Source organism: Citrobacter cronae, assembly GCF_016893685.1.
In the GTDB taxonomy this organism is placed as follows: domain Bacteria; phylum Pseudomonadota; class Gammaproteobacteria; order Enterobacterales; family Enterobacteriaceae; genus Citrobacter; species Citrobacter werkmanii.
Genome location: NZ_CP069763.1, coordinates 2,099,411 through 2,119,330 on the forward strand (window position 1 = coordinate 2,099,411; position 19,920 = coordinate 2,119,330).

17 protein-coding genes are annotated in these 19,920 nt (G+C 54.5%); all 17 read left to right on the forward strand.

Annotated features, from left to right (window positions below):
* Positions 1-208: 208 nt before the first annotated feature.
* The 17 genes from cra to lpxC all read left to right on the forward strand — a co-directional run bounded on the left by cra (position 209) and on the right by lpxC (position 19,669).
* Positions 209-1,213, forward strand: a complete 1,005-nt coding sequence (gene cra, locus JSN25_RS08970) for a catabolite repressor/activator (protein WP_038637189.1) — start codon at positions 209-211, stop codon at positions 1,211-1,213.
* A gap of 612 nt (positions 1,214-1,825) precedes the next feature.
* Positions 1,826-2,284 carry a division/cell wall cluster transcriptional repressor MraZ gene (mraZ, locus tag JSN25_RS08975; protein ID WP_038637194.1) on the forward strand — a complete coding sequence of 153 codons (459 nt, stop codon included), beginning with the start codon at positions 1,826-1,828 and terminating at the stop codon, positions 2,282-2,284.
* Position 2,285: 1 nt separating this feature from the next.
* Positions 2,286-3,227 (forward strand): 16S rRNA (cytosine(1402)-N(4))-methyltransferase RsmH, encoded by a 942-nt coding sequence (gene rsmH, locus JSN25_RS08980; protein ID WP_204525637.1) that lies wholly within the window; start codon positions 2,286-2,288, stop codon positions 3,225-3,227.
* Positions 3,224-3,589, forward strand: a complete 366-nt coding sequence (ftsL, locus tag JSN25_RS08985) for a cell division protein FtsL (protein ID WP_006686695.1) — start codon at positions 3,224-3,226, stop codon at positions 3,587-3,589. Before rsmH ends, ftsL begins: the two co-directional genes overlap by 4 nt.
* Positions 3,590-3,604: 15 nt before the next feature.
* Positions 3,605-5,371 carry a peptidoglycan glycosyltransferase FtsI gene (ftsI, locus tag JSN25_RS08990; RefSeq protein WP_038637202.1) on the forward strand — a complete coding sequence of 589 codons (1,767 nt, stop codon included), beginning with the start codon at positions 3,605-3,607 and terminating at the stop codon, positions 5,369-5,371.
* On the forward strand, positions 5,358-6,845 hold the full coding sequence (gene murE / locus JSN25_RS08995; protein WP_038637205.1) for a UDP-N-acetylmuramoyl-L-alanyl-D-glutamate--2,6-diaminopimelate ligase: 1,488 nt from the start codon (positions 5,358-5,360) through the stop codon (positions 6,843-6,845). Before ftsI ends, murE begins: the two co-directional genes overlap by 14 nt.
* Positions 6,842-8,200, forward strand: a complete 1,359-nt coding sequence (gene murF, locus JSN25_RS09000) for a UDP-N-acetylmuramoyl-tripeptide--D-alanyl-D-alanine ligase (protein WP_204525638.1) — start codon at positions 6,842-6,844, stop codon at positions 8,198-8,200. Before murE ends, murF begins: the two co-directional genes overlap by 4 nt.
* Positions 8,194-9,276 (forward strand): phospho-N-acetylmuramoyl-pentapeptide-transferase, encoded by a 1,083-nt coding sequence (gene mraY / locus JSN25_RS09005; protein ID WP_016151694.1) that lies wholly within the window; start codon positions 8,194-8,196, stop codon positions 9,274-9,276. Before murF ends, mraY begins: the two co-directional genes overlap by 7 nt.
* Before the next feature lie 2 nt (positions 9,277-9,278).
* Positions 9,279-10,595: a UDP-N-acetylmuramoyl-L-alanine--D-glutamate ligase gene (gene murD, locus JSN25_RS09010; RefSeq protein WP_204525639.1), complete on the forward strand. Its 1,317-nt coding sequence runs from the start codon at positions 9,279-9,281 to the stop codon at positions 10,593-10,595.
* Positions 10,595-11,839 carry a cell division protein FtsW gene (ftsW, locus tag JSN25_RS09015; RefSeq protein ID WP_038637214.1) on the forward strand — a complete coding sequence of 415 codons (1,245 nt, stop codon included), beginning with the start codon at positions 10,595-10,597 and terminating at the stop codon, positions 11,837-11,839. The genes murD and ftsW overlap by 1 nt, the downstream gene beginning before the upstream one ends.
* Complete coding sequence (murG, locus tag JSN25_RS09020) at positions 11,836-12,903, forward strand: undecaprenyldiphospho-muramoylpentapeptide beta-N-acetylglucosaminyltransferase (protein ID WP_038637216.1); 1,068 nt, start codon at positions 11,836-11,838, stop codon at positions 12,901-12,903. Before ftsW ends, murG begins: the two co-directional genes overlap by 4 nt.
* A 51-nt stretch (positions 12,904-12,954) precedes the next feature.
* On the forward strand, positions 12,955-14,430 hold the full coding sequence (murC, locus tag JSN25_RS09025; protein WP_085048311.1) for a UDP-N-acetylmuramate--L-alanine ligase: 1,476 nt from the start codon (positions 12,955-12,957) through the stop codon (positions 14,428-14,430).
* Entirely contained in the window at positions 14,423-15,343 is a 921-nt protein-coding gene (locus tag JSN25_RS09030; RefSeq protein ID WP_087857660.1) for a D-alanine--D-alanine ligase, read from the forward strand. The genes murC and JSN25_RS09030 overlap by 8 nt, the downstream gene beginning before the upstream one ends.
* Before the next feature lies 1 nt (position 15,344).
* Complete coding sequence (gene ftsQ, locus JSN25_RS09035; RefSeq protein WP_038637223.1) at positions 15,345-16,178, forward strand: cell division protein FtsQ; 834 nt, start codon at positions 15,345-15,347, stop codon at positions 16,176-16,178.
* A complete protein-coding gene (ftsA, locus tag JSN25_RS09040; RefSeq protein ID WP_003018755.1) occupies positions 16,175-17,437 on the forward strand; it encodes a cell division protein FtsA in 1,263 nt (420 codons plus the stop codon). The genes ftsQ and ftsA overlap by 4 nt, the downstream gene beginning before the upstream one ends.
* A gap of 62 nt (positions 17,438-17,499) precedes the next feature.
* Positions 17,500-18,651, forward strand: a complete 1,152-nt coding sequence (gene ftsZ / locus JSN25_RS09045) for a cell division protein FtsZ (RefSeq protein ID WP_003018753.1) — start codon at positions 17,500-17,502, stop codon at positions 18,649-18,651.
* A 100-nt stretch (positions 18,652-18,751) separates the two neighbouring features.
* Positions 18,752-19,669 carry a UDP-3-O-acyl-N-acetylglucosamine deacetylase gene (gene lpxC / locus JSN25_RS09050; protein ID WP_006686706.1) on the forward strand — a complete coding sequence of 306 codons (918 nt, stop codon included), beginning with the start codon at positions 18,752-18,754 and terminating at the stop codon, positions 19,667-19,669.
* The last annotated feature ends 251 nt before the right edge of the window (positions 19,670-19,920 follow it).

Sequence of the window (19,920 nt, forward strand, 5' to 3'; positions counted from 1 at the left end):
CGGAGGCCATGCCGGATGACGGCGTAAACGCCTTATCCGGCCTGGAGGGTTTTCGCTGATGCTATCTGTTGCGCTTTTTTTTGCGAAATCAGCAGTAACCAGAGACAAAAGCGGTTGCCGCAGTCATTATTCTGCGCTTAGATGTTAAGAAACTTAACCCATGCCATCACAAAGGTTATGGTTTGTACATTTTACGCAAGGGGCAATTGTGAAACTGGATGAAATCGCTCGGTTGGCCGGCGTTTCGCGAACGACTGCAAGCTACGTTATTAATGGCAAAGCAAAGCAATATCGCGTAAGCGACAAAACGGTTGAAAAAGTCATGGCGGTGGTGCGTGAGCATAATTACCACCCGAATGCCGTGGCGGCCGGGTTGCGTGCTGGACGCACACGCTCTATCGGGCTGGTGATCCCGGATCTTGAGAACACAAGCTATACCCGGATTGCAAACTATCTGGAGCGCCAGGCGCGTCAGCGCGGGTATCAACTGTTGATTGCCTGCTCTGAAGATCAGCCTGATAACGAAATGCGCTGTATTGAGCATCTTTTACAACGCCAGGTTGATGCCATCATTGTATCGACTTCCTTGCCGCCAGAACATCCGTTCTATCAGCGCTGGGCAAACAGTTCATTCCCGATTGTGGCGCTGGACCGTGCGCTGGATCGCGAACATTTCACCAGCGTCGTGGGCGCGGACCAGGATGATGCGGAAATGCTGGCGCAGGAGTTACGTAAATTCCCTGCAGAAACCGTACTTTATCTGGGCGCGCTGCCTGAATTATCCGTCAGCTTCCTGCGTGAGCAGGGCTTCCGCACCGCGTGGAAAGACGATCCGCGTGACGTTCATTTCCTTTACGCCAACAGCTATGAGCGGGAAGCGGCCGCGCAGCTCTTTGATAAATGGCTGGAAACGCATCCCATGCCTCAGGCGCTGTTTACCACGTCGTTTGCTCTGTTGCAGGGAGTGATGGATGTGACCCTGCGTCGCGATGGGCAGTTGCCGTCTGATTTGGCGATAGCGACTTTTGGCGATCACGAACTGCTCGACTTCCTGCAGTGTCCGGTGCTCGCGGTGGCGCAACGCCATCGCGATGTAGCTGAACGTGTGCTGGAGATTGTGCTGGCAAGTCTGGATGAGCCGCGTAAACCCAAACCTGGGTTAACGCGTATACGGCGTAATCTGTACCGTCGCGGTATTCTGAGCCGTAACTAAGTTGCCTCATTTGGTGACGTCAACGGGATAAGCCTCTGACGTCATCAAATATTCTATTCTCAGAAATAACCTCATTATAATTAAGAATATTCTTTAGAATTATCTGAAATTGATTCTTGAATTATGCCGAATTAAAAATGCAACTCTCCATTTTTGGGTTATTGAAGCGTAAAGATGCGTTACGGTTGTATTATTTTGTTACATGCTTGTAGGGTTTGCCGAATTAACAAACACTTTGCTGCCCTATGGCGACAACCTTACGCTTACCTCGCTCCTGCACGGCATACAGACTGATTAACTGGTACTGTTATCTCGCTGCATATTGTCCTAAAATGCCGCTCGCGTCGCAAACTGACACTTTATATTTTCTTTTGATGATATTCGGTTGTTTTAAACAATCATGAGTTGTTGGATTTTTTTCTTACAAATATTCATGACGTTAATTTGCTTCGTTTGCTGTACGGAATTTGTTCAACGCTGATATTAGCTGTGAACAATGTGTTTTTTGCTCCGCTTAGCGCCGTGACTTGCTTGACAAGGTTTTCCTCCGCTCCGTAAACTCCTTTAAGTGGGATTTTGTGGGATAAAGTGGTAATCGGGGGTGAGACTGGCATGTTCCGGGGAGCAACGTTAGTTAATCTCGACAGTAAAGGGCGCTTATCGGTGCCCACCCGTTATCGGGATCAACTGCTCGAGTGCGCTACCGGTCAAATGGTTTGCACCATTGACATCCATCACCCGTGCCTGCTGCTGTACCCCCTGCCTGAATGGGAAATTATCGAGCAGAAGTTATCGCGTCTGTCGAGCATGAATCCAGTTGAGCGTCGCGTACAGCGCCTGTTGTTGGGGCATGCCAGCGAATGTCAGATGGATAGCGCTGGCCGATTATTGATAGCGCCGATTCTGCGGCAACACGCGGGGCTAACGAAAGAAGTGATGCTGGTTGGGCAGTTCAATAAGTTTGAGCTGTGGGATGAAACGACCTGGTATCAACAGGTCAAGGAAGATATCGACGCTGAGCAGTCTGTTACCGGCGCGCTGTCGGAACGATTGCAGGATTTGTCTCTATAAAATGATGGAAAATTATAAACATACAACGGTGTTGCTGGATGAGGCCGTCAACGGCCTGAATATTCGTCCAGACGGCATCTACATTGACGGGACATTTGGTCGCGGTGGTCATTCACGTCTGATCCTTTCCCAGCTTGGCGAAGAGGGACGTTTACTGGCTATCGATCGCGATCCGCAGGCTATTGCCGTTGCACAGACGATTATCGATCCCCGTTTCTCCATCGTTCATGGACCATTCTCTGCGCTGGCTGACTATGTCGCCGAGCGCGGACTTACCGGTAAGATCGATGGGATTCTTCTCGATCTTGGCGTTTCTTCACCGCAGCTTGATGACGCGGAGCGCGGTTTCTCGTTTATGCGTGACGGTCCGTTGGATATGCGTATGGATCCAACACGCGGTCAGTCCGCAGCCGAATGGCTGCAAACCGCCGATGAAGCGGACATTGCCTGGGTGATTAAAACCTTTGGCGAGGAGCGCTTTGGTAAACGCATTGCCCGCGCCATCGTCGAGCGCAATCGCATCGAACCGATGACCCGCACCAAAGAGCTGGCGGAAGTGATTGCGGCGGCAATGCCGGTGAAAGACAAATTCAAACATCCCGCGACCCGTACCTTCCAGGCGGTGCGCATCTGGGTGAACAGTGAACTGGAGGAGATAGAGCAGGCGCTAAAAAGCTCGCTCAGCGTGCTGGCACCAGGTGGTCGCCTTTCGATTATCAGTTTCCATTCGCTTGAAGACCGTATTGTGAAACGCTTTATGCGCGAACAAAGCCGTGGTCCTCAGGTTCCGGCTGGAATACCGATGACGGAAGCGCAGATCAAAAAGCTGGGCGGCCGTGAGTTAAGAGCACTAGGCAAGATGATGCCGGGTGAAGAAGAGGTAGCTGAAAATCCTCGTGCCCGTAGTTCAGTTCTGCGTATTGCAGAGAGGACGAACGCATGATCAGCAGAGTGACAGAAGCCCTTAGCAAAGTTAAAGGATCGATAGGAAGCAACGAGCGCCATGCCTTGCCTGGCGTGATCGGTGACGATCTTTTGCGGTATGGGAAGCTGCCACTCTGCCTGTTCATTTGCATTATTTTGACGGCGGTTACCGTCGTGACAACCGCACACCATACGCGGTTACTGACCGCGCAGCGTGAGCAGTTGGTTCTGGAGCGAGATGCGTTGGATATCGAATGGCGCAACTTGATCCTTGAGGAGAACGCGCTCGGCGACCATAGCCGTGTTGAACGGATCGCAACGGAAAAGCTGCAAATGCAGCATGTTGATCCCTCACAAGAAAATATCGTAGTACAAAAATAAGGATAAACGCGACGCATGAAAGCAGCGGCAAAAACGCACAAACCAAAACGCCAGGAAGAACAAGCCAACTTTGTCAGTTGGCGTTTTGCGTTACTGTGCGGCTGTATTTTGCTGGCACTGGGTTTCCTGCTGGGACGCGTCGCCTGGCTGCAAATCATCGCGCCGGATATGCTGGTGCGTCAGGGCGACATGCGCTCCCTGCGCGTACAGGAAGTCTCTACATCGCGCGGGATGATTACCGACCGTTCGGGCCGTCCGCTGGCGGTGAGTGTTCCGGTGAAGGCGATTTGGGCCGATCCGAAAGAGGTGCATGACGCAGGCGGCGTGAGCGTTGGTGAACGCTGGAGAGCGCTGTCGACCGCGCTTAATCTCCCGCTCGACCAACTGGCTTCCCGTATTAACGCCAACCCGAAAGGGCGCTTTATCTATCTGGCGCGTCAGGTTAACCCTGACATGGCCGACTACATCAAAAAACTCAAGCTGCCAGGTATTCACCTGCGTGAAGAATCCCGTCGTTACTATCCTTCCGGAGAAGTGACCGCTCACCTCATTGGCTTTACTAACGTTGACAGCCAGGGGATTGAAGGCGTTGAGAAGAGCTTCGATAAGTGGCTCACCGGACAGCCGGGCGAACGTATCGTACGTAAAGACCGCTATGGCCGCGTAATTGAAGATATCTCCTCTACCGACAGCCAGGCGGCGCACAACCTTGCGCTGAGCATTGATGAGCGTTTACAGGCGCTGGTCTACCGTGAACTGAATAATGCCGTCGCGTTCAACAAAGCGGAATCCGGCAGCGCCGTGCTGGTGGATGTCAACACCGGTGAAGTGCTGGCGATGGCGAACAGCCCGTCCTACAACCCCAATAATCTCTCCGGTACGCAAAAAGATGTCATGCGTAACCGTACCATTACCGACGTGTTTGAACCGGGTTCTACCGTCAAACCAATGGTGGTAATGACGGCGCTGCAGCGTGGAGTGGTACGCGAAAATACCGTACTCAATACGATTCCTTACCGAATTAATGGTCACGAAATCAAAGACGTGGCGCGTTATAGCGAATTGACCCTTACCGGGGTTTTGCAGAAGTCGAGTAACGTCGGTGTTTCTAAGCTGGCGTTAGCGATGCCGTCCTCAGCGTTAGTAGATACTTACTCACGTTTTGGGCTGGGAAAAGCGACCAATTTGGGGTTGGTCGGAGAACGCAGTGGCTTATATCCTCAAAAACAACGGTGGTCTGACATAGAGAGGGCCACCTTCTCTTTCGGCTATGGGCTAATGGTAACCCCGTTACAGTTAGCGCGAGTCTATGCAACGATCGGCAGCTATGGCGTTTATCGCCCGCTGTCGATTACCAAAGTTGACCCTCCTGTTCCGGGCGAGCGTATTTTCCCGGAAGCGACCGTTCGTACCGTGGTGCACATGATGGAAAGCGTAGCGCTGCCCGGAGGCGGTGGCGTGAAGGCGGCGATTAAAGGCTATCGCATCGCCATCAAAACCGGTACGGCGAAAAAAGTAGGGCCGGATGGTCGCTACATCAACAAATACATTGCTTATACCGCAGGCGTTGCGCCTGCGAGTCAGCCGCGCTTCGCGCTGGTTGTTGTTATCAACGATCCGCAGGCGGGTAAATACTACGGTGGCGCCGTTTCCGCGCCGGTCTTCGGTGCCATCATGGGCGGCGTACTACGCACCATGAACATCGAACCGGATGCGCTGGCAACGGGCGATAAAAGTGAATTTGTGAATAATCAAGGCGAGGCAACAGGTGGCAGATCGTAATTTGCGCGACCTTCTTGCTCCATGGGTGCCGGGTGCACCGGAGCGAGCACTGCGGGAGATGACGCTCGACAGCCGTGTGGCTGCATCGGGCGATCTCTTTGTCGCAGTATTGGGTCATCAGGCGGACGGGCGTCGGTATATCCCGCAGGCGATAGCGCAAGGTGTGGCTGCCATTATTGCAGAAGCAAAAGATGAAGCGACTGATGGTGAAATCCGTGAAATGCACGGCGTTCCGGTTATCTATCTCAGCCAGCTTAATGAGCGTTTATCTGCACTGGCGGGCCGTTTTTACCACGAGCCTTCTGAAAAAATGCGTCTGGTTGGCGTGACCGGGACCAACGGTAAAACGACCACTACTCAATTGCTGGCGCAGTGGAGCCAACTGCTGGGTGAAACCAGCGCGGTGATGGGAACCGTTGGCAATGGTCTGTTGGGCAAAGTGATTCCAACAGAAAATACCACCGGTTCAGCCGTTGATGTCCAGCATGTGCTGGCGGGGCTGGTTGCACAGGGCGCCACGGTTGGCGCGATGGAAGTCTCTTCCCACGGTCTGGTTCAGCATCGCGTCGCGGCGCTGAAGTTTGCCGCATCAGTGTTTACTAACTTAAGCCGTGACCATCTCGACTACCACGGTGACATGGAACATTACGAAGCCGCGAAATGGCTGCTGTACTCCACGCACCATTGCGGTCAGGCCATCGTCAATGCGGATGATGAGGTCGGTCGTCGCTGGCTGGCCAAACTTCCGGATGCGGTGGCCGTTTCGATGGAAGACCACATCAACCCGAACTGTCATGGTCGTTGGTTAAAAGCCGTTGAGGTGAAGTATCACGACAGCGGGGCAACGATTCGCTTTACCTCCTCATGGGGGGAGGGCGAAATTGAAAGCCGCCTGATGGGCGCGTTTAACGTCAGCAATCTGCTGCTGGCGCTGGCAACGCTGCTGGCGCTGGGATATCCGTTAGCTGATTTACTAAAAACAGCGACACAATTGCAACCGGTTTGCGGGCGCATGGAAGTGTTCAGCGCGCCGGGCAAAACCACCGTGGTGGTTGATTATGCCCATACGCCGGATGCGCTGGAAAAAGCGCTGCAGGCGGCGCGTCTGCACTGTACCGGCAAACTGTGGTGCGTCTTTGGCTGCGGTGGCGATCGCGACAAAGGCAAACGTCCGCTGATGGGCGCGATTGCCGAACAATTTGCTGATGTGGTCGTGGTGACCGATGACAACCCGCGTACCGAAGAACCGCGCGCCATCATCAACGACATTCTGGCGGGGATGCTGGATGCCGGACAGGCGAAGGTGATGGAAGGTCGCGCCGAAGCAGTGACTAACGCCATCATGCAGGCGAAAGAAAACGACGTGGTGCTGGTGGCCGGGAAAGGGCACGAAGACTACCAGATCGTTGGTTCACAGCGTCTCGACTATTCTGACCGCGTCACGGCAGCGCGTCTGCTGGGGGTGATCGCATGATTAGCGTAACGCTCAGCCAACTGGCGGAGATCCTCCGTGGCGAACTAAAAGGGGGCGACCTGACCCTCGATGCAGTGACAACCGATACGCGTAAAGTGACGCCGGGCTGCCTGTTTGTGGCGCTGAAAGGCGAACGCTTTGATGCCCACGATTTTGCCGACAAGGCGAAAGACGGGGGAGCAGGCGCGCTGTTAGTCAGCCGTCCACTCAATATTGATTTACCGCAGGTTATTGTAAAAGACACCCGTCTGGCGTTCGGCGAACTGGCAGCGTGGGTTCGCGCCCAGGTTCCGGCGCGCGTGGTCGCGCTAACCGGCTCATCCGGCAAAACGTCTGTTAAAGAGATGACGGCATCCATTCTGAGCCAGTGTGGCAACACCCTATACACCGCGGGCAATCTGAACAACGACATCGGTGTACCGATGACGTTGCTGCGCTTAAACAACGATTACGACTATGCCGTGATCGAGCTCGGCGCCAATCATCAGGGCGAAATCGCCTGGACCGTTGGCCTGACGCGTCCGGAAGCGGCGCTGGTGAACAATCTTGCTGCCGCGCATCTGGAGGGTTTCGGCTCTCTGGCGGGCGTTGCGAAGGCTAAAGGTGAGATTTTTGGCGGTCTGTCAGCGAATGGCATCGCCATCATGAACGCTGATAACAACGACTGGCTGAACTGGCAGAGCATTATTGGCGATCGCAAAGTCTGGCGCTTCTCCCCGAATGCGGCCAACAGCGATTTTTCGGCGGCTGACGTTCACGTGACCTCGCACGGTACGGAGTTTTCGCTGCGCACGCCAACCGGAAGCATTGATGTTCTGCTGCCGTTGCCGGGTCGTCACAACATTGCCAACGCCCTGGCGGCGGCTGCGCTCTCTATGGCGGTAGGCGCGACGCCTGAGGCGATCAAAGAGGGCCTGAAGGATCTGCAAGCGGTACCGGGGCGTCTGTTCCCGATTCAACTGGCAGAAAATCAGCTGCTGCTGGACGACTCCTACAACGCTAACGTCGGCTCGATGACCGCAGCGGTACAGGTGCTGTCCGAAATGCCGGGCTACCGCGTGCTGGTGGTGGGCGATATGGCAGAGCTTGGCGCGGAAAGCGAAGCATGTCACGTACAGGTAGGTGTTGCTGCGAAAAACGCGGGCATCGACCGTGTACTGAGTACAGGGAAACTGAGTCAGGCAATTAGCGACGCCAGCGGCGTTGGCGAGCATTTTGCGGATAAAACCGCGCTGGTCGCTCATCTCAAGGCGCTGATTGCGGAACATCAGATCATGACGATTTTAGTGAAGGGTTCACGTAGTGCCGCCATGGAAGAGGTAGTACGCGCATTACAGGAGAATGGGACATGTTAGTTTGGCTGGCCGAACATTTGGTCAAATATTATTCCGGCTTTAACGTCTTTTCCTATCTGACGTTTCGCGCCATCGTCAGCCTGCTGACCGCGCTGTTCATCTCTTTGTGGATGGGCCCGCGCATGATCGCCCGCCTGCAAAAAATGTCCTTTGGACAGGTCGTACGTAACGACGGCCCGGAATCACACTTTAGTAAACGCGGTACGCCGACCATGGGCGGGATCATGATCCTTACCGCGATTGTTATCTCCGTGCTCCTGTGGGCATACCCGTCGAACCCATACGTCTGGTGCGTGCTGGTGGTATTGGTCGGTTACGGGATTATTGGTTTTGTCGATGACTACCGCAAAGTGGTACGCAAAGACACTAAAGGACTGATCGCGCGCTGGAAATATTTTTGGATGTCGGTGATTGCGCTGGGCGTAGCCTTTGCGCTGTACCTGGCGGGGAAAGATACCCCGGCGACCGAACTGGTCGTGCCGTTCTTTAAAGACGTGATGCCGCAACTGGGACTGTTCTACGTCCTGCTGGCGTACTTCGTCATTGTGGGTACCGGTAACGCGGTCAATCTCACCGATGGTCTGGATGGCCTGGCGATTATGCCGACCGTGTTCGTGGCTGCGGGTTTTGCGCTGGTGGCATGGGCGACCGGGAACATGAACTTCGCTAACTATCTGCACATTCCGTATTTACGCCATGCCGGCGAACTGGTGATCGTCTGTACGGCGATTGTCGGCGCGGGGTTAGGCTTCCTGTGGTTTAACACCTATCCGGCGCAGGTCTTTATGGGCGACGTCGGATCGCTGGCGCTGGGCGGCGCGCTGGGCATTATTGCCGTGCTGCTGCGTCAGGAGTTCCTGCTGGTGATCATGGGCGGCGTATTCGTCGTAGAAACGCTGTCGGTCATTCTGCAGGTCGGTTCCTTTAAGCTGCGCGGACAGCGCATCTTCCGTATGGCGCCGATTCACCACCACTATGAACTGAAAGGCTGGCCGGAACCGCGCGTGATTGTGCGCTTCTGGATTATTTCGCTGATGCTGGTGCTGATTGGCCTGGCAACGCTGAAGGTACGTTAATCATGGCTGATTACCAGGGTAAAAAAGTCGTCATTATCGGTCTGGGTTTGACCGGGCTATCCTGCGTGGATTTCTTCCTGGCGCGTGGCGTGACGCCGCGCGTGATGGATACCCGCGCGACGCCGCCGGGCCTGGATAAATTACCGGAAGCGGTTGAGCGTCATGTTGGCAGCCTGAATGATGACTGGCTGCTGGACGCCGATCTCATCGTCGCCAGCCCTGGTATTGCCCTGGCGCACCCTTCACTGAGCGCCGCCGCCGATGCGGGGATTGAAATTGTCGGTGACATTGAGCTGTTTTGTCGCGAAGCACAGGCGCCGATCGTCGCGATCACCGGCTCTAACGGTAAGAGCACGGTTACGACGCTGGTTGGCGAAATGGCAAAAGCAGCAGGCGTTAACGTCGGCGTAGGCGGTAACATTGGCCTGCCAGCACTGATGTTACTGGACGCCGAGCGTGAGCTATATGTGCTTGAGCTATCCAGTTTCCAGCTTGAAACGACCTCCAGCTTACAGGCCGTAGCCGCCACCATTTTGAATGTCACCGAAGATCATATGGACAGGTATCCGTTTGGCTTGCAGCAGTATCGTGCGGCCAAACTGCGCGTTTATGAGAATGCGAAAGTCTGCGTGGTCAATGCGGATGATGCGCTGACCATGCCGGTTCGTGGCGCAGATGAGCGTTGCGTGAGCTTCGGTGTCAACATGGGGGACTATCACCTTAATCGTCAGCAGGGCGAAACCTGGCTGCGGGTGAAGGGTGAAAAAGTTCTCAACGTGAAAGAGATGATGCTTACCGGCCAGCATAACTATACCAACGCTCTGGCAGCGCTGGCGCTGGCTGATGCAGCGGGTCTGCCGCGGGCGTCAAGCCTGAAAGCGCTGACCACCTTTACCGGACTGGCGCATCGTTTCCAGTTGGTACTGAATCATAACGGTGTGCGTTGGATCAACGATTCAAAAGCGACCAACGTCGGCAGTACCGAAGCGGCGCTGAATGGCCTGCATGTTGACGGTACGCTGCACCTGCTGCTGGGCGGCGACGGGAAATCCGCTGACTTTATGCCGCTGCAACGTTACCTCGCCGGCGACAACATCCGTCTGTACTGCTTTGGCCGTGATGGCGCGCAGCTTGCGGCACTGCGACCTGAGGTTGCCGAACAAACCGAAACCATGGAGCAGGCAATGCGTCTGCTCGCGCCGCGCGTGAAGCCGGGTGATATGGTGCTGCTGTCGCCAGCGTGTGCCAGCCTCGATCAGTTCAAGAACTTTGAGCAACGCGGTGACGTCTTTACGCGTCTGGCGAAGGAGTTGGGTTGATGCGTTTATCTCTCCCTCGCCTGAGAATGCCGCGCTTACCGGGACTGGGTGTCCTGGCGTGGATCTTCGCGGCACTCAAAGGCTGGGTGATGGCTTCGCGCGATAAAGACGCGGACAGCCTGATCATGTATGACCGCATGCTGCTGTGGCTGACCTTCGGTCTGGCGGCAATTGGTTTCATCATGGTGACATCGGCATCAATGCCGGTAGGACAACGTCTGGCGGGCGACCCCTTCCTGTTTGCTAAACGTGACGCGCTGTACATCTTCCTGGCGTTCTGTTTGGCGATGGTCACACTGCGTCTGCCGATGGCGTTCTGGCAGAAGTACAGCACTACGATGCTCATCGCCTCGATCATCATGCTGCTGATCGTGTTGGTGGTGGGGAGCTCCGTTAACGGGGCATCGCGCTGGATTGCTCTGGGGCCGCTGCGTATTCAGCCTGCGGAATTTACCAAGCTGTCGCTGTTCTGTTATCTCGCCAACTACCTGGTACGCAAGGTGGATGAAGTGCGAAACAACCTGCGCGGCTTCCTGAAACCGATGGGCGTGATCCTGGTGCTGGCCGTATTACTGCTGGCGCAGCCTGACCTCGGTACGGTAGTGGTGCTGTTTGTCACCACGCTGGCGATGCTGTTTCTTGCCGGGGCTAAATTGTGGCAGTTCATTGCGATTATCGGCATGGGGATATCGGCGGTCGTGCTGCTGATCCTTGCCGAACCGTATCGTATTCGTCGCGTAACCTCTTTCTGGAATCCATGGGAAGATCCGTTCGGCAGCGGATACCAGTTGACGCAATCGCTAATGGCGTTTGGCCGTGGTGAGGTTTGGGGGCAAGGGTTAGGCAACTCAGTCCAAAAACTGGAGTATTTACCGGAAGCGCACACCGACTTCATCTTCGCCATCATTGGGGAAGAACTGGGTTATATCGGTGTGGTATTGGCACTTTTAATGGTATTCTTCGTCGCTTTTCGCGCGATGTCGATTGGCCGTAAAGCGCTGGAAATTGACCACCGTTTTTCAGGCTTTTTAGCCTGCTCCATCGGGATCTGGTTTAGCTTCCAGGCGTTAGTAAACGTCGGCGCGGCGGCAGGTATGCTGCCAACCAAAGGCCTGACGCTGCCGCTTATTAGTTATGGTGGTTCCAGTTTGTTGATAATGTCGACGGCCATCATGTTTTTGTTACGTATTGATTATGAAACGCGCCTGGAAAAAGCCCAGGCGTTTACACGAGGTGCACGATGAGTGGTCAACCGAAGCGGTTAATGGTGATGGCAGGCGGTACCGGCGGGCATGTGTTCCCGGGACTGGCGGTCGCGCACCATTTAATGGCCCAGGGCTGGCAGGTTCGTTGGCTGGGCACCGCCGATCGTATGGAAGCGGACTTAGTGCCGAAGCATGGCATTGAAATTGACTTTATTCGCATCTCCGGTCTGCGTGGCAAAGGCGTTAACGCACTGCTTGCCGCACCCGTGCGTATTTTTAACGCCTGGCGTCAGGCGCGCGCCATCATGAAGCAATTCAAGCCTGATGTGGTGCTCGGTATGGGCGGCTACGTGTCAGGTCCTGGCGGCTTGGCCGCATGGTCATTAGGTATTCCGGTCGTACTGCATGAGCAGAACGGCATTGCGGGATTAACCAATAAATGGCTGGCAAAGATTGCAACGAAGGTTATGCAGGCTTTCCCCGGCGCTTTCCCGAATGCGGAAGTGGTCGGGAACCCGGTACGCACGGACGTGCTGGCGCTGCCATTACCCGAAGCGCGTCTGGCTGGACGTGAAGGCCCGGTTCGTGTGCTGGTGGTCGGTGGTTCTCAGGGCGCGCGCGTTCTCAACCAGACGATGCCGCAGGTTGCCGCAAAGCTTGGCGAGGCGGTGACTATCTGGCACCAGAGCGGTAAAGGTGCGCAACAAACCGTTGAACACGCTTATGCCGAGGTCGGACAACCGCAGCACAAGGTCACTGAGTTTATTGATGATATGGCCGCCGCTTATGCATGGGCGGATGTTGTAGTGTGCCGTTCCGGCGCGCTGACGGTGAGTGAGATTGCCGCCGCAGGCTTACCTGCGCTGTTTGTGCCGTTCCAGCACAAAGACAGACAGCAGTACTGGAATGCGTTGCCGCTGGAAAAAGCGGGCGCCGCCAAAATTTTAGAGCAACCACAGTTTACTGTGGATGCCGTCGCCAGCACCCTTGCCGGGTGGTCGCGAGAAACTTTATTAACCATGGCAGAACGTGCGCGCGCCGCATCCATACCGGATGCCACCGAACGCGTTGCAAATGAAGTGAGCCGGGCTGCCCGGGCGTAATTGTGGTGATGCCTTTTGCATCGCATGAACTAAGAAGTTAATGGCTAAAGAATGAATACACAACAACTGGCAAAACTGCGTTCCATCGTGCCCGAAATGCGTCGCGTTCGGCACATTCACTTTGTCGGCATCGGTGGTGCTGGTATGGGCGGTATTGCCGAAGTTTTGGCCAATGAAGGTTATCAGATCAGCGGTTCTGACTTAGCGCCAAATCCGGTGACGCAGCAGTTGACGAATCTCGGTGCCACGATTTTCTTCAACCATCGTCCGGAAAACGTACGCGATGCGAGCGTGGTAGTGGTCTCCAGCGCCATTTCTGCGGATAACCCGGAAATTGTTGCGGCGCATGAAGCGCGCATTCCGGTGATCCGTCGCGCTGAAATGCTGGCGGAGTTAATGCGTTTTCGTCACGGCATCGCCATTGCCGGGACGCATGGTAAAACCACGACCACGGCGATGGTCTCCAGTATTTACGCGGAAGCGGGGCTGGATCCGACCTTTGTTAACGGTGGTCTGGTGAAGGCCGCAGGCGTTCATGCACGTCTGGGTCATAGCCGTTATTTGATTGCCGAAGCGGACGAGAGCGATGCGTCGTTCCTGCATTTGCAGCCGATGGTGGCGATTGTCACCAATATCGAAGCCGACCATATGGATACCTACCATGGCGACTTCGAAAATTTAAAGCAGACGTTTATTAATTTCCTGCATAACTTGCCGTTTTATGGTCGTGCGGTGATGTGCGTTGACGATCCGGTGATCCGCGAACTGCTACCGCGAGTTGGCCGTCAAACCACAACCTATGGTTTCAGTGATGATGCCGATGTGCGCGTTGAAGATTACCAGCAGATCGGCCCGCAGGGACACTTCACCCTGGTGCGTCAGGGGATGGCCGAACTACGCGTAACGTTGAACGCGCCGGGCCGCCACAATGCGCTGAACGCGGCTGCCGCGGTAGCGGTCGCAACGGAAGAAGGTATTGAAGACGACGCGATCCTGCGCGCGCTGGAAAGTTTCCAGGGTACCGGACGCCGTTTTGACTTCCTCGGCGAATTCCCGCTTGAGCCGGTTAACGGTAAAGCCGGGACCGCGATGCTGGTTGATGATTACGGCCATCACCCAACGGAAGTGGATGCCACGATTAAAGCCGCGCGCGCGGGCTGGCCGGACAAAAATCTGGTGATGCTGTTCCAGCCGCATCGGTATACGCGTACGCGCGATTTGTACGATGACTTTGCCAACGTGCTGACTCAGGTTGATGCGCTGTTGATGCTGGATGTATACGCCGCGGGCGAAGCCGCCATTCCAGGCGCTGACAGCCGCTCGCTGTGCCGTACTATTCGTGGTCGCGGTAAGATCGATCCTATTCTGGTATCCGATCCGGCCCAGGTGGCTGAAATGTTGGCACCGGTATTAACCGGCAATGATCTGATTTTGGTGCAAGGCGCTGGAAATATAGGCAAAATTGCGCGTTCCTTAGCTGAAATCAAACTGAAGCCGCAAAATCCGGAGGAAGAACAACATGGCTGATAAAATCGCGGTCCTGTTAGGGGGCACCTCCGCAGAACGAGAAGTGTCGCTGAACTCTGGCGCGGCTGTGCTCGCCGGGTTGCGTGAAGGCGGCGTGGATGCCCATCCGGTTGACCCTAAAGAGGTTGATGTCACTCTTCTGAAATCAATGGGTTTTCAGAAGGTGTTTATTGCGCTGCACGGCCGTGGCGGTGAAGATGGCACGTTGCAGGGCATGCTGGAGCAAATTGGCCTGCCTTATACCGGCAGCGGCGTCATGGCTTCCGCGATTTCGATGGACAAACTGCGCAGCAAGCTGCTGTGGCAGGGCGCAGCTTTACCCGTCGCGCCATGGGTTGCGTTGACCCGCGCTGAGTTCGAAAAAGGTCTTAGCGATGAGGTAGTTGCAAAAATTTCTGCGTTAGGTTTGCCGCTGATTGTTAAGCCAAGCCGTGAAGGTTCCAGCGTCGGGATGTCAAAAGTTGAAGAAGAAAATGCTTTGCAGGGTGCATTAGCATTGGCTTTTCAGCATGATGAAGAAGTACTGATTGAAAAATGGCTCAGTGGCCCGGAATTTACCGTTGCGATACTCGGCGAAGAAATTTTACCGTCAATACGTATCCAACCCGCGGGAACCTTCTATGATTATGAGGCGAAGTATCTCTCTGATGAGACACAATATTTCTGCCCTGCAGGTCTGGAAGTCGAGCAAGAGGCCCAATTACAGGATTTAGTCCTGAAAGCGTGGACCGCCTTAGGCTGTAAAGGTTGGGGGCGCATTGACGTCATGCTGGACAGCGATGGCCAGTTTTATCTGCTGGAAGCCAATACCTCTCCGGGTATGACCAGCCACAGCCTGGTGCCGATGGCGGCGCGTCAGGCGGGTCTGAGCTTCTCGCAGTTGGTGGTAAGAATTCTGGAGTTGGCGGACTGATATGTCGCAGGCTGCGCTGAACACGCGAAACGGTGATGAAGAAGACGTAAATTCCTCACGCCGCAATAATGGAACGCGTCTTGCAGGAATACTGTTCCTGCTGACAGTGCTGTGCACCGTGTTTGTCAGCGGCTGGGTCGTGTTGGGATGGATGGAAGATGCGCAGCGTTTGCCGTTGTCAAAACTGGTGTTAACCGGCGAACGGCATTACACGCGCAATGATGATATCCGTCAGTCCATTCTGGCGCTGGGCGCGCCGGGAACCTTTATGACCCAGGATGTGAACATCATCCAGAGTCAGATTGAACGCCTCCCGTGGATTAAACAGGCGAGCGTCAGAAAGCAATGGCCTGATGAATTGAAGATTCATCTGGTTGAATATGTGCCAATTGCGCGTTGGAATGACCAGCACATGGTGGATGCTGAAGGCAATACGTTCAGCGTCCCATCCGGTCGGGCCAATAAGCAGGTATTACCCATGTTGTACGGACCGGAAGGCAGCGCAAGTGAAGTGCTGCAAGGGTTCCGCGATATGGGGCAGGTGCTGGCTAAGGATAGATTCACCCTGAAGGAAGCGGCGATGACCGCGCGTCGTTCCTGGCAGTTGACGCTAAATAACGATATTAAGCTCAATTTGGGCAGGGGCGATACGATAAAACGTTTGGCTCGCTTTGTGGAACTCTACCCGGTTTTACAGCAGCAGGCGCAAACCGATGGCAAACGGATTAGCTACGTTGATTTGCGTTATGACTCAGGAGCGGCAGTAGGCTGGGTTCCCTTGCCTCCTGAGGAATCTAATCAGCAACAGAATCAGGCACAGGCAGAACAACAATGATCAAGGCGACGGACAGAAAACTGGTAGTTGGACTGGAGATTGGCACCGCGAAGGTAGCCGCTTTAGTAGGGGAAGTTCTGCCCGACGGTATGGTCAATATCATTGGCGTGGGCAGTTGCCCATCGCGAGGTATGGATAAAGGCGGGGTGAATGACCTTGAGTCAGTGGTGAAATGCGTACAGCGCGCCATTGACCAAGCTGAGCTGATGGCAGATTGCCAGATATCCTCGGTGTATCTGGCGCTTTCCGGCAAACACATTAGCTGTCAGAATGAAATTGGTATGGTGCCCATTTCCGAAGAGGAAGTGACGCAGGAAGATGTGGAAAACGTCGTACATACGGCAAAATCCGTACGCGTGCGCGATGAACATCGTGTTCTGCACGTTATTCCGCAGGAATACGCCATTGACTACCAGGAAGGTATCAAAAATCCGGTAGGTCTTTCCGGCGTACGTATGCAGGCAAAAGTGCATCTTATTACCTGCCACAACGACATGGCGAAGAATATTGTCAAAGCCGTTGAACGTTGTGGTCTGAAAGTTGACCAACTGATTTTCGCCGGACTGGCAGCCAGTTATTCCGTGTTGACGGAAGATGAACGTGAACTGGGTGTCTGCGTGGTAGATATTGGTGGTGGTACAATGGATATCGCCGTTTATACTGGCGGGGCGTTGCGCCATACCAAAGTGATCCCTTATGCAGGGAATGTGGTGACCAGCGATATCGCGTATGCCTTTGGTACGCCGCCGAGCGATGCTGAAGCCATCAAAGTACGTCATGGCTGCGCGCTGGGCTCCATCGTTGGTAAAGACGAGAGCGTTGAGGTGCCTAGCGTGGGCGGTCGTCCGCCGCGTAGCCTGCAGCGTCAGACTTTGGCAGAGGTCATTGAGCCGCGTTATACCGAGCTGCTCAACCTGGTCAACGAAGAAATTTTGCAATTACAAGAACAGCTTCGCCAGCAGGGGGTGAAACATCATCTGGCGGCGGGGATTGTGTTAACCGGTGGCGCAGCGCAAATTGAAGGTCTTGCGGCCTGCGCACAGCGCGTGTTCCATACGCAAGTCCGTATTGGCGCACCGCTGAATATTACCGGTCTGACGGATTATGCCCAGGAGCCGTATTATTCAACGGCAGTGGGGCTGCTTCACTACGGGAAAGAGTCCCATTTGAGTGGTGAGGCTGAAGTTGAAAAACGCGTAACGGCGTCAGTTGGCTCGTGGATTAAACGACTCAATAGCTGGCTGAGAAAAGAGTTTTAATTTTTAAAGAGACCGACGCACATTAAAGGTCTCAGGCGACAGGCACAACGGAGAGAGAAACTATGTTTGAACCTATGGAACTAACCAATGACGCGGTGATTAAAGTCATCGGCGTCGGCGGCGGCGGCGGTAATGCCGTTGAACACATGGTGCGCGAGCGCATCGAAGGTGTTGAATTCTTTGCGGTGAATACCGACGCTCAGGCGTTGCGTAAAACGGCGGTTGGACAGACCATTCAGATTGGTAGCGGCATCACCAAAGGTCTGGGCGCGGGTGCAAACCCGGAAGTCGGTCGTAATGCGGCAGACGAAGATCGTGAAGCTCTGCGTGCAGCGCTTGACGGTGCAGACATGGTGTTTATCGCAGCAGGAATGGGCGGCGGTACCGGAACCGGTGCTGCGCCAGTGGTTGCTGAAGTGGCAAAAGATTTAGGTATCCTGACCGTTGCTGTCGTGACTAAGCCTTTCAACTTTGAAGGCAAGAAGCGTATGGCATTCGCGGAGCAGGGTATCACCGAACTGTCCAAACACGTGGACTCTCTGATCACTATCCCGAACGACAAACTGCTGAAAGTGCTGGGCCGTGGTATCTCCCTGCTGGATGCGTTTGGCGCAGCGAACGACGTGCTGAAAGGCGCAGTCCAGGGTATCGCTGAACTGATCACGCGTCCGGGCCTGATGAACGTCGACTTTGCAGACGTGCGCACCGTGATGTCCGAAATGGGCTACGCGATGATGGGCTCCGGCGTGGCAAGCGGTGAAGACCGTGCGGAAGAAGCGGCTGAAATGGCTATCTCTTCCCCGCTGCTGGAAGATATCGATCTGTCTGGCGCGCGCGGCGTGCTGGTCAACATTACTGCGGGCTTCGACCTGCGTCTGGATGAATTCGAAACCGTCGGTAACACCATCCGTGCCTTTGCATCGGATAACGCGACCGTGGTTATCGGTACCTCTCTGGACCCGGATATGAACGACGAACTGCGCGTGACCGTTGTTGCGACTGGAATTGGTATGGACAAGCGTCCTGAAATCACTCTGGTAACCAACAAGCAGGTCCAGCAGCCGGTAATGGATCGTTACCAGCAGCACGGTATGGCGCCGTTGACGCAAGAGCAAAAACCGGTTGCGAAAGTGGTTAACGACAATACGCCGCAAACCACCAAAGAGCCGGATTATCTGGATATCCCTGCGTTCCTGCGTAAGCAAGCTGATTAAGAATTAGCTGGAATTTGGGAATTGTGGCTCTTTGTGCTAAACTGGCCCACCGAATGTATAGTACACTTCGGTTGGATAGGTAATTTGGCGAGATTATACGATGATCAAACAAAGGACTCTTAAACGTATCGTTCAGGCGACTGGCGTCGGTTTGCATACCGGCAAAAAAGTCACCCTGACATTACGCCCTGCGCCGGCCAACACCGGGGTCATCTATCGTCGCACCGACTTGAATCCTCCGGTAGATTTCCCGGCCGATGCCAAATCTGTGCGTGATACCATGCTCTGTACGTGTCTGGTCAACGAGCATGATGTACGGATTTCAACCGTTGAGCACCTTAACGCTGCTCTGGCGGGCTTAGGTATCGATAACATCGTTATTGAAGTTAACGCCCCGGAAATCCCGATTATGGATGGCAGTGCCGCTCCGTTCGTTTATCTGCTGCTTGATGCGGGTATTGAAGAACTGAGCAGCGCCAAAAAATTTGTTCGCATCAAAGAGACCGTTCGTGTCGAAGATGGCGATAAGTGGGCTGAGTTTAAGCCGTATAATGGTTTTACGTTGGATTTCACCATCGACTTTAACCATCCGGCAATCGACTCCAGCACGCAGCGCTACGCGATGAACTTCTCTGCGGATGCGTTCATGCGCCAGATCAGCCGCGCGCGTACTTTCGGCTTCATGCGTGATATCGAATATCTGCAGTCCCGCGGCCTGTGCCTGGGCGGCAGCTTCGATTGTGCCATCGTTGTTGACGATTATCGCGTATTGAACGAAGACGGCCTGCGTTTTGAAGACGAATTCGTTCGTCACAAAATGCTCGACGCGATTGGTGACTTGTTCATGTGTGGTCACAACATTATTGGTGCATTCACCGCGTATAAATCCGGTCATGCATTGAATAACAAATTGTTGCAGGCGGTCCTGGCGAAACAGGAAGCCTGGGAATATGTGACCTTCCAGGACGATGCAGAACTGCCGCTGGCGTTCAAAGCACCTTCGACCGTACTGGCATAACGACATACGCTGTCGCATAAATTCGACTGGTTAATCTGGCACTCTCTCCGGCCAGGTGAACCAGTCGTTTTTTTATTTTCCGATTGCAAACCACCTTCCCTGAAGCGACTTTCTCCCCACCGGCAGAGTAAAATAGCGTTCGATCGCTGCTTTCTTAAGCATATTTACCCGCGACTTGCGTCATTACTGCTGTGGTGCGAACGCATTAATGGTAATATTTGTGCGCAAAAAATGGTTTTGCATATGTAACC

Coding starts and splice junctions, on each gene's coding strand:
- mraZ (WP_038637194.1), top strand. CDS start 1,826: ATGTTCCGGGGAGCAACGTTAGTTAATCTCGACAGTAAAGGGCGCTTA.
- rsmH (WP_204525637.1), top strand. CDS start 2,286: ATGATGGAAAATTATAAACATACAACGGTGTTGCTGGATGAGGCCGTC.
- ftsL (WP_006686695.1), top strand. CDS start 3,224: ATGATCAGCAGAGTGACAGAAGCCCTTAGCAAAGTTAAAGGATCGATA.
- ftsI (WP_038637202.1), top strand. CDS start 3,605: ATGAAAGCAGCGGCAAAAACGCACAAACCAAAACGCCAGGAAGAACAA.
- murF (WP_204525638.1), top strand. CDS start 6,842: ATGATTAGCGTAACGCTCAGCCAACTGGCGGAGATCCTCCGTGGCGAA.
- mraY (WP_016151694.1), top strand. CDS start 8,194: ATGTTAGTTTGGCTGGCCGAACATTTGGTCAAATATTATTCCGGCTTT.
- murD (WP_204525639.1), top strand. CDS start 9,279: ATGGCTGATTACCAGGGTAAAAAAGTCGTCATTATCGGTCTGGGTTTG.
- ftsW (WP_038637214.1), top strand. CDS start 10,595: ATGCGTTTATCTCTCCCTCGCCTGAGAATGCCGCGCTTACCGGGACTG.
- murG (WP_038637216.1), top strand. CDS start 11,836: ATGAGTGGTCAACCGAAGCGGTTAATGGTGATGGCAGGCGGTACCGGC.
- murC (WP_085048311.1), top strand. CDS start 12,955: ATGAATACACAACAACTGGCAAAACTGCGTTCCATCGTGCCCGAAATG.
- JSN25_RS09030 (WP_087857660.1), top strand. CDS start 14,423: ATGGCTGATAAAATCGCGGTCCTGTTAGGGGGCACCTCCGCAGAACGA.
- ftsQ (WP_038637223.1), top strand. CDS start 15,345: ATGTCGCAGGCTGCGCTGAACACGCGAAACGGTGATGAAGAAGACGTA.
- ftsA (WP_003018755.1), top strand. CDS start 16,175: ATGATCAAGGCGACGGACAGAAAACTGGTAGTTGGACTGGAGATTGGC.
- ftsZ (WP_003018753.1), top strand. CDS start 17,500: ATGTTTGAACCTATGGAACTAACCAATGACGCGGTGATTAAAGTCATC.
- lpxC (WP_006686706.1), top strand. CDS start 18,752: ATGATCAAACAAAGGACTCTTAAACGTATCGTTCAGGCGACTGGCGTC.